The organism is Armatimonas sp., from assembly GCF_964826245.1.
Window position 1 is genome coordinate 1 of record NZ_CBAYMC010000185.1, and the last position, 8,932, is coordinate 8,932.

10 protein-coding genes are annotated in these 8,932 nt (G+C 60.0%); 6 read left to right on the plus strand and 4 right to left on the minus strand.

Annotated elements, in window-relative coordinates:
* The first annotated feature begins 110 nt into the window (after positions 1 to 110).
* From AC1XOS_RS16100 to AC1XOS_RS16120, 5 genes are read left to right on the plus strand one after another with little or no spacing between them, the layout of a single operon-like run.
* Entirely contained in the window at positions 111 to 1,028 is a 918-nt protein-coding gene (locus tag AC1XOS_RS16100; protein WP_481963244.1) for a porin, read from the plus strand.
* 57 nt (positions 1,029 to 1,085) lie between these two features.
* Entirely contained in the window at positions 1,086 to 1,802 is a 717-nt protein-coding gene (locus tag AC1XOS_RS16105) for a hypothetical protein (protein WP_481963245.1), read from the plus strand.
* 11 nt (positions 1,803 to 1,813) lie between these two features.
* A complete protein-coding gene (locus AC1XOS_RS16110) occupies positions 1,814 to 1,942 on the plus strand; it encodes a hypothetical protein (RefSeq protein WP_481963246.1) in 129 nt (42 codons plus the stop codon).
* 27 nt (positions 1,943 to 1,969) lie between these two features.
* Positions 1,970 to 2,341 carry an AhpC/TSA family protein gene (locus AC1XOS_RS16115; RefSeq protein WP_481963253.1) on the plus strand — a complete coding sequence of 124 codons (372 nt, stop codon included), beginning with the start codon at positions 1,970 to 1,972 and terminating at the stop codon, positions 2,339 to 2,341.
* Between the two features lie 10 nt (positions 2,342 to 2,351).
* Complete coding sequence (locus tag AC1XOS_RS16120; RefSeq protein WP_481963247.1) at positions 2,352 to 2,864, plus strand: RNA polymerase sigma factor; 513 nt, start codon at positions 2,352 to 2,354, stop codon at positions 2,862 to 2,864.
* 18 nt (positions 2,865 to 2,882) lie between these two features.
* Here the strand turns inward: AC1XOS_RS16120 and AC1XOS_RS16125 are convergent, their stop codons facing one another.
* Positions 2,883 to 3,803, minus strand: coding sequence for an alpha/beta hydrolase family protein (locus AC1XOS_RS16125; protein ID WP_481963248.1), 921 nt, complete (start codon positions 3,801 to 3,803; stop codon positions 2,883 to 2,885).
* Positions 3,804 to 3,889: 86 nt separating this feature from the next.
* On the opposite strand from AC1XOS_RS16125, the gene AC1XOS_RS16130 reads away from it, so the two are divergent.
* Complete coding sequence (locus tag AC1XOS_RS16130) at positions 3,890 to 5,704, plus strand: tetratricopeptide repeat protein (RefSeq protein WP_481963249.1); 1,815 nt, start codon at positions 3,890 to 3,892, stop codon at positions 5,702 to 5,704.
* Positions 5,705 to 5,710: 6 nt separating this feature from the next.
* Here AC1XOS_RS16130 and trpS read toward each other — a convergent pair whose 3' ends face one another.
* The 3 genes from trpS to lysA form a co-directional block, all read right to left on the minus strand.
* Positions 5,711 to 6,733, minus strand: a complete 1,023-nt coding sequence (gene trpS, locus AC1XOS_RS16135; RefSeq protein WP_481963250.1) for a tryptophan--tRNA ligase — start codon at positions 6,731 to 6,733, stop codon at positions 5,711 to 5,713.
* A gap of 64 nt (positions 6,734 to 6,797) precedes the next feature.
* On the minus strand, positions 6,798 to 7,502 hold the full coding sequence (locus AC1XOS_RS16140; protein WP_481963251.1) for a site-2 protease family protein: 705 nt from the start codon (positions 7,500 to 7,502) through the stop codon (positions 6,798 to 6,800).
* Between the two features lie 2 nt (positions 7,503 to 7,504).
* Positions 7,505 to 8,830 carry a diaminopimelate decarboxylase gene (lysA, locus tag AC1XOS_RS16145; RefSeq protein WP_481963252.1) on the minus strand — a complete coding sequence of 442 codons (1,326 nt, stop codon included), beginning with the start codon at positions 8,828 to 8,830 and terminating at the stop codon, positions 7,505 to 7,507.
* Positions 8,831 to 8,932: the final 102 nt, after the last annotated feature.

Consider the following 8,932-nt stretch of genomic DNA (forward strand, 5'->3'; position numbering starts at 1 on the left):
GCCGTGATCTGTGGCTCGGGTTACCGCTCGGCGATTGCCTGCTCGCTGCTCTTGCGTAGCGGTCGCCGCGATGTGGTGGATGTCCCCGGCGGCTGGAAGGCGTATAGCGCGTGAGCCCCAACACCTCCCCGCCCGTCCAGGTTGTGAGCTATGCGCAGCTTCGGGCGACGGCGGGGGAGGGGGTGGGCTCCTACGGCTCGGTGCGGCGGTTCCGCGTGAACCTGAGCACCGAGCCGACCTCAAGCGAGCGATGGTTTGTCCAGTTTTTTAGCAAAGAGAACAATCTGAGCCCCACGGATAGCCAGCTCTGGCTCCACGATGTGAGCTGGCGCAAGAAGATCAAGCAGGGCACTTGGACTCTAGGGCAGTTCCGTCCCCCCTTCAGCCTTCAGCGCCTCACCATAGATCGCCAGCTTCTCGTCCCCGACCGGGCGACGGCCTCCGATTTGCTCTCTCCGGCGGGAGGAATGGGACGCTCGTTTGGCCGCGATCTTGGTATCCAGTTCGAGGGCCGTGGCTTTAGCGTGGGGCTCTTTCGTGGCTCCGGTGCGCTCCAGCAAGTCGGTTCAGGCACGGGTGGGCCGCTGGTAGTAGGACGTGCGACTCAGCACTTCGGAAGCATTCAGTGGGGTGGCTCGCTCGCCCTCCGGCACAGCAACACGCAAGACTTCAGCCGGGTCTTTCCCGGTGCGAAGAGCTTCTCGGGCTGGGATACCCGCGCGGAGCTGGATGTCGCAACCCAGCAAGGCCCGTGGCGCATGAGCGCGGAGTATCTGGTCGGGCACCTTGATGGCAACCTCAAGCGCCGCGCCGAAGGTGGCTATCTGGATGTGGCTCATCAGCTCACGCCGAGCACAGAGCTTGTTGCCCAAGTGCAAACCTACTCCCCAAACCTAGGAACCAACGGTCTGACACTCGGGCTGAATGTCATCCCACACGATAAACGCAATCGCCTCCAAGTCGCTTACTTGCGGCACCATCAGGAACGAGTCCAGGTACAGTACCAGTACTTTTTATTCGGGAAGTAGCCTTTCCTGAATCCTTTACGTCCCCTACGACCTCTGCTTAGTTAGGAGAAAACGAAAATGAAACACTACGCACGTTTACTGCTGGCCTCAGCGGGCCTACTGGCGCTCTCGACTCTCACCCCCGGCGGCTCATCGTCGTGCTCGACAGGCTTTTGCACGCCTGCTTATGCCCAAGGCGGCCCCAACCAGCCGGACATGCAGACCATCCATAAGCTCTTTGCGGACAGTAAGAAAATCAAGCGCACGGTGAAGAATATCCCCGGCGGCATCGAAGCGCTCACCGAAGCCAGCGATCCGAAGACCGTCGCGCTGCTACAAGAGCATGTCGCGGCGATGAAAGTGCGTCTGGAGAAGAAGCAGCCGATGCGCATGTGGGACCCGCTCTTTGCGGTGCTCTTTCAGCACGCCGATAAAGTCAAGATGACGGTCACCAACACCAAGACCGGCGTGACAATTACGGAGACATCGGACGATGCCTACGTCGTGAAGCTGCTCCAGGAGCACGCAAAAGCCGTCAGTGGCTTTGTCAAAGACGGCATGGCAGGAATGCATGTCAGCCACCCCGTGCCGCCTAAAGGCAAAACGACTGCGCCTGCAAAAGCCAAAGAGCCTGCGTTTGTCGGAAAGGGCGATGGCGAGAAGACCTGCCCGGTCACCGGCGAGCCCGTAGATACCGCGCAGTCGGTCACTTGGAAGGGCAAGACCGTCAAGTTCTGCTGCGTGAGCTGTAAAGCGGCTTTTACAAAGGCCCCCGAGAAGTTCCTCAAGAAGTAGGTCTGTCGCGCATGGTCAAAGTCGGCTCACCCGCTCCCAATCTCACCCTGCACACGCCCACGGGTGAGCCGCAATCGCTCAGCGCCGTCTATGAGCGCAACCCGAAGACACTTCTGGTCTTTCTGCGGCACCTAGGCTGACTGCCTTGCCGTGAGCATGTCACGCAGCTGCGCGACCAGAAAGCCGCCTTCGATGCGCAAAAAATCGGCATTGTCCTGGTTAGCTTTGCCTCGCCCGAGCTCGCCGCGCACTGGCAAGACGCCACCCAGTTTCCGTTTCCCCTGCTCCTTGACCCCGAGCGCCGCGCCTACAAAGCGTTTGGCCTCGGCTCGTCGGTGCTGGCGGCATGGCACCCCAAGATGTTTCTGTACTACTTTCGCCTGCTGGCCAAGGGCCGCAAGCTCATGCCGGTCAAAGGCGATCCCTACCAGCTCGGCGGCGATTTTCTCGTCAATCAGAGGGGGCAGATTCTTTTTGCCCACCCCAGTGCGGAGCCTTCAGACCGACCATCGGTCTTGGAGCTACTGGGGCTGGGGTAGTATAGAGAGTATGGAATTCGACCAGCTTATGGCGCGGCACAAAGATGCGGTCTACCGGCAGATGGTGCGGATGTGCGGCAACCCCGACGATGCCGAGGACGTCCTCGTGGAGTCGCTGCTGAGTGCCTACCGAGCGCTCCCACAGCTCCAGAACGAGGCCGCGTTCCAGGGCTGGCTGGCGATTATTGCGAGGCGTACTTGTGGACGACTCAAGCGCCACGAGGCACTGGCTCCTGTGCTGCACCTTGCGGAGCTGAGTGAGCACGGCATCGAGCCCGTCTCGGGGGCTCCCTCACCCGAGACGCTGGCCATTGAGGCCGAGACAAAAGCCTGCTTGCTCAGCGTGATTCACGGGCTTCCCCCCCTCTACCGCGAGGTCTACGAGCTGCGCGATGTCCAGGAGATCTCGGCCAGCGAGGTCGCTCAGCGGCTCGGGATTACTGTCGCCGCTGTTAAGTCTCGCCTCCACCGTGCGCGGGCTCTGGTGCGCGCCGGAATAGACACGGGCCTTCGCGCCAACTAATCCCGCCTCTCGTCCCGATTAAGGCTTGAGATGCTTGTCCAAAAAGCGAATCGTGCGGCTGGCCATGTCAAAAAGGCTCGTGGTGTGTCCGCCGGGCAGGATCACGCGCTCCTTAGGGTCGCGTGCTGCGGCAAAGAGCGCGTCGCTACTGGCCTTGGGCACGACATCGTCCGTGGCTCCGTTGAGAAAGAGCAAGGGGCGCGGGGCGGCGCGGCTGATGGCAGGCACCGGGTCAACATCGGCCAGAGCGGCGCGTATTTTGGTGGCATCGGTGTCTCCGGTGTCACGGAAGCGCTTGGCGAAGGGATGGGCGCTGGTCGTGATCAGAGTTCCCCAGTCGCCGCCTGCCACCCAGAGCGAGGCCGCAGCCACCCGAGGCTCCTCCGTGAGAAAACGTGCTCCGAGAACGCCCCCCAGCGAGACCCCCACAAACCCGATGCGCTTGGGATCAATGTCCGGGCGCGACAGCAGATAGTCCACAGTGCGGCGCAGGTCCTGCACGGTCTGAGCGGCCACGGTGCGCATCCCCGCCAGATCCTGCTCGCCAATGGGCTTTCCGTTGACTTTAGGGCGATCTCCGTGTCCTGCCACATCAATCGCAATCGTGGTATACCCCTTGCCACTGAGCATCATCGCCAGCACTTGGAGCTGATTCTTATCGCCGCCCAGCCCATGCAGCAAGATAATCGCAGGCTGCTTCCCCGGCTTCGGGCTTGCGGGCACGGAGACAAGAGCGGGGACGCGGGCCTCACTGCCTCCGGCAAAGCTCAGGTTGTAGAGCGAGAGTGGCTTCCCCTCAGCGTCCTTGCGCTGGGTCAGCTTCGCCTGAAGCGACGTGTTGGAGTCGTAGGTGATTCCTGCCAGGGTACTCGTCTGTGCCCAAGCCAGAGAGACAGGCAATACGAGCAACAAAAATGCCATAAAGCGGCTATACTTCATGCACTAGTATATCCCAAATCGCAAAGCCCAAAGCAACGATGCATAACACTCTGACCAATAGAATACTTTCTTTTTCTTATGGGACATTGCTTGCCATCAGCCTGTCGCTGGCAGGCTGTCATATCGTACGCGAAGACAGGCAAGAGCCCTCCACTCCCCTCCCTGCGCTTCCCTCCTCCCCAAAGCAGCACGGCACGTTCTTGCTCGCCGAGACCCAAAAACGCCTAGAGCAGACCAAATTTGGGGTAACCGCCTCGGTCTGGCGACGGCTTGCCTGGGCGTACCAAAAGAGCGGTGATACAGCAGGGGCGATCCGGGCTCTCGATAAGGCCTTACAGATTCTCAATGCCGACATCATGTCTCCCAGCCAAGAAACCCAGGAGCGCTCTCTCCTTGCCGATCAGTATTTTCTCCTCGGACAGACCGAGCTTGCTCGCAAGGCGCTCCAGGATTTTCGCTACCAGGGCACCTCGCCGCAGGCACAAGTAGCCCTCAAGCGCACGAGCCTAACCCCCCTGGAAGAGAAACGGATGGAGGCCCCTGATCCTTTACTAGCTCCCCGACTGGTTCTAGCACTCTGCGACCAAGGAGCACGCGAGGCGGTTCGGAAAGCGCTCTTGCCTCGGCTGGAGTTCTCCCTCATGCGGGGGCCACTGGGGGGACGCGAGGAGTACTACCACGGGACACTGATCTTACTGTTTCATCTGGGGAAGACAAAAGAGGTTCTCGCCGCCATTGAGCGCCAGGCACCTGCGGACCAGCTCCGAAGCCTGAGCTGCCTCCTCTGGGGTGGTACGGTGCGTGCCAGTACGATTCTTTTTGTCGGGGATGCCAACCCCGCCTGGCAAGCGCCCAAGTCACTACGGCCTCCGCTACGAAAACAGCTTTTCCAGGCTCTGGGAGAGCTTTCGGCAGCCCCCATCACCGATACCGATGTGAGTGCGGGCATGATCCTAGCGGCACGCGAGGGGGATTTTGCCCTCGCCGAGTGTTTTGCACAGAAACTAACCGAGCCCACTTACCGTCAAGAGTCACTCCAGGATATCTCCCAACGCCAGATTCCACGACTCTCCTATGCACCAGAGTCATCCAATCGCTTTGAACGCCGTAGCCTTATGGGGAGGAACCTGGGATGCCTGCTTGGCGTGCGCGATCCAGAGTACCAGCAGCGCTTGTTAGAGCAGTTTTTGGAGAAGATGCAGGGCGCAGAAGATGGCAAAATCTTTGCTTCGATTGTGAGTAGTGCAATCTGGAAACACAAGCGAATGGATCTACTGGAGAGGCTCAAGATCCAACACCCCGACCCTGCTTACTTAGTACACCAGCAGATTTTGCAAGCGGATGTTGCTCTGGCTCTCGGAGATACCAAAACAGCACAGACCCACTTAGAGCAGGTCGCGGACAGCCTAGCCCGTATTGTCAAGCCGAGTCACCGCTTCCAGGAGGGACTTGCTGCCCAGGAGCTTGCCCGCCGCTTAGGCAACCCCGAGTTACTCGAGAAGCTACGTGTCCTCTTGCTTGAGACACTGCCCCAGGTTTCCATCATGACCCTTAAGAACGAGGGAACCATCCAACTGGCGGGACTGAGCTATCTTTGCCACCAAACAGACAGCTACCAGCAGCTGATCACCAAGATCGAGTCGCACCGTAGTGGCTCCCCAAATGAGAAGCTTCTTAGAGGGGATCTTATGGAGCGCCTTGCTCGTGAGCAGGCCCGGCTGGGAGAGACAGAAGCAGCTTTGCAGAGTGTGGAGAAAATCCCATTTTATCTCCCCCAGGTTCTTGGCCTGCTTACGGTGACCGAGCAGCAGCTCAAGACCCCCCCCCTGCCCAACTTCGTCGTGGCTCCCAGCCTCCAAGCGGGCTTGAACCCCAATGTACGGGGAGGGCTTCGACTTTAGGCTTTTTTAGACAAGGCGCAGGGCTTTGCGGACATGCTGAAGGGTCTCTTCCGCCACCACCGCCGCTTTTTCCGCGCCGCGTGCGAGCAGTCGGTCCAGCTCCGCCGGGTCACTCTCATAGAGCGCACGGCGCTGACGGATCGGCTCCAGCATGGCATTGAGCACCTCGGCAGTCTCGCGCTTACTCTGCACGCAGCCACGTGTGCCAGAGCGGCACTCGTCCCACTGCAGCGTAAAGCCCTCTGGGTCGTAGAGCTTGCGGAGCTGACAGACCGCACAGCCCTCGGGAATACCAGGATCGTCTTTACGAATCTTCGTAGGCGTCGTAAATGCCGTCTTGAGCCGCCCGGCCACTTGATCGGTGCTATCGGTAAGATAGATGCAGTTGCCGTAGCTCTTGCTCATCTTGCGAAGCTGACCGCTCTCATCCGCATCCAACCCCGACAAGACGCCCGTCTCTTCGGAAATCAGCGCATCGGGCACAGGAAAGACCTCCTCCCCGACCAAGTGATTGAAGCGCCGCGCGATCTCTCGGCTGATCTCTAGATGCGGAGCCTGGTCTTTGCCCACCGGCACCACGTGGGCGCGGTAGACGATAATATCGGCGGTCTGGAGCACGGGGTAGCCGAGGAGCCCAAAGCTCGGGCCAGAGTCGCCGCCACCCTCACTGACAAACTCGCGCTTCTCTTTGTAGGTCGGGACACGCTCTAGCCAAGAGACGGGCGTGAGCATCCCCAGCAGCACAGCCAGCTCGGCGTGCTGGGGGACTTGGCTCTGGCGGAAGATAGCGCACTTATCGGGATCGAGTCCGGCGGAGAGATAGTCGAGTGCCACTTCACGGCTCGCCGCCGCAATGTCAGGAGGCGGACCGTTGAGAGTGGTGTAGGCATGCCAGTCTGCGACAAAGCAGAACATCTCGTAGCTGTCTTGTAGCTTCGTCCAGGGCTTGAGCGCCCCTTCGTAGTTACCCAGATGTAGCCGACCACCACCGGTCGGCTGCATCCCTGAGAGAAGACGTTTCTTATTCATAAACCAAATTCACTCCCTCCTCCCAGGATTGGGAGGAGGGCTGGGGAGGAGGGCTGGGGAGGAGCTAGTCTATAGGAAGCATGGGCAGCAGGAGCCGCAGGAGGAACTTGACAACCGGCAGCAGGAAGTTGCCGATCACGCCGGTGTAGGAGAGGCCCAGTAAAACAAAGAAGCCGTACTTCTGCATGAAGCTGACATAGACTTTCCCAATGCCCTCGGGCAGGAGTGCGGCAACCACGTGGGACGCGTCCATCGGGTGTACCGGGATCAGGTTCTCGGCAAAGACCAAGACATTGATCATGGTGCCGATAATCAGCCCAATAAAGACATACTGGAACCAGTCCGGTAGCCCGCCCAGGCTCCCGCCCGCCGCAAGGCGCACCACGAGGGAAAAGACACTCGCGGCAACTAAGTTCATCACCGGCCCGGCGATCGCCACCAGTGCCATCCCTAGGCGTCGGCCCACGCCTGTGAACTTGTCGGGGTCTGTTTTTACCGGCTTGCCCCAGCCCAGAGGCATCCCGACGAGAGTCGTCACTGTCATTAGAACAAAGCCGAGGGGATCAAAGTGGGCAAATGGACTGAGCGTCAGGCGACCTTGCTCGCGCGGCCCTGGGTCGCCCAGCTTGTCGGCCATCCAGGCGTGTCCGAACTCATGCACCGTCGTGGAGCTAATGATCCCAAACAGTACGAGTGCCCAGAACCAGATCGGCAGGGCCGGATCGGCCAGCCCGACAGAGTGTATGGTGTGTAGTAGAAACTCTTTCATGATTATCCCTCCAAAAAGCGCTGTGGGAGTCGCTCTTGCCGTAGCAAGTCGTCGTAGCTCTCCCGCTCCCAGACTAAGTCCGCCTGGCCGTTTTGCACAAAGACCACTGCCGGACGGCGGAAGCGGTTGTAGTTGCTGGCCATACCAAAATTGTAGGCTCCTGTGGTCTGTACCGCGAGGATATCGCCCGAGTGCACCTCACCAAGCCCGATCTCAGAGAAGAGCAGGTCGGTCTCGCAGTGCTTGCCCGAAACCGTAACGGTCTTATCTTTTGCTTGCTCCGCACGGCCTGCGACCAGCACGCTGTACTCCGCGCCATACATCACCGGGCGCGGGTTGTCCGAGAGGCCACCATCGACAGAGACGAAGGTCTTGGTGCGCTCCGCCAGCTCGATGGTCTTGATCGGCCCCACGGTGTAGAGCGTCGTTCCGGCCTCGGCCACTAAAGCGCGGCCTGGCTCCAGCATCAGGCGCGGCAGAGGCAGGTCATGTTGCTTCAGCGCTCCGACAACGGCACCTACCACGGAGTCGGCGAACTCTTCGTAGCTCGGCGGGTTGTGGCTCGGTAAGTAGCGCACCCCGAGCCCACCGCCGATATCTAGCTCAGAGCAGACAAAGCCCGTGGCTTCCCGAATCGCGGCGATAAAGCCCACCATGATCTCGGCAGCATCTTCGTGGGTGTGGCTGTCTAAGAGCTGCGAGCCAATATGGCAGTGAATTCCCTTAAAGTCAATGCTGGGAAGTGCCAGCGCCTCTTTGACGGTCTGGAGCGCAAGGCCGCTGGCGACACTGATGCCAAACTTGCTGTCTTCCTGGCCGGTGCTGATCTTAGCGTGGGTGTGCGGGTCAATGCCGGGGGTGACGCGCAATAAAATTGCCTGTCGCTTGCCGCGTGCCGCCGCCAGCTCCGCGAGGCGCTGGAGCTCGTAGGGGTTATCCACCACAAAGCGCCCCACCCCCACCTCGACCCCAAGCTCTAGCTCCTCGCTGCTCTTGAAGTTGCCATGGTAGAGAATCTTCTCCGCGGGGAAGCCCGCCTTCAGCGCTGTATAAAGCTCGCCGCCCGAGGCGACATCAAGCGCCAGCCCTTCTTGGTCGACGAGCTTGGCCATGGCCATCGTCAGAAATGCCTTGCCCGCGTAGGAGACCTCGACCTCACCGGAGTAGCGCTCCGTGAAGACCTTCACAAAGCGGCGGCAGCTCTCCCGGACAAGTGCCTCGTCCATAATATAAAGAGGCGTGCCAAATTCTTGCGCCAGCGCAAGCGTGTCGCATCCTCCGACTTCTAAGTGCCCCTGCTCATTGACCCGCTGCGTTCCCAGCAACATACCGCGTCTGTTTCCCTCACTATAAAGATATGAAAAAACGCGCGGCAGTTGCAAAATCAACCATCGCGCATCGTCAAAATATTCTACCATGCCCAATAATCG

Excerpts from the sequence above, each read along its gene's own strand:
- lysA (WP_481963252.1), bottom strand. The coding sequence starts at position 8,830 with ATGTTGCTGGGAACGCAGCGGGTCAATGAGCAGGGGCACTTAGAAGTC.
- AC1XOS_RS16140 (WP_481963251.1), bottom strand. The coding sequence starts at position 7,502 with ATGAAAGAGTTTCTACTACACACCATACACTCTGTCGGGCTGGCCGAT.
- AC1XOS_RS16105 (WP_481963245.1), top strand. The coding sequence starts at position 1,086 with ATGAAACACTACGCACGTTTACTGCTGGCCTCAGCGGGCCTACTGGCG.
- trpS (WP_481963250.1), bottom strand. The coding sequence starts at position 6,733 with ATGAATAAGAAACGTCTTCTCTCAGGGATGCAGCCGACCGGTGGTGGT.
- AC1XOS_RS16120 (WP_481963247.1), top strand. The coding sequence starts at position 2,352 with ATGGAATTCGACCAGCTTATGGCGCGGCACAAAGATGCGGTCTACCGG.
- AC1XOS_RS16125 (WP_481963248.1), bottom strand. The coding sequence starts at position 3,803 with ATGAAGTATAGCCGCTTTATGGCATTTTTGTTGCTCGTATTGCCTGTC.
- AC1XOS_RS16110 (WP_481963246.1), top strand. The coding sequence starts at position 1,814 with ATGGTCAAAGTCGGCTCACCCGCTCCCAATCTCACCCTGCACACGCCC.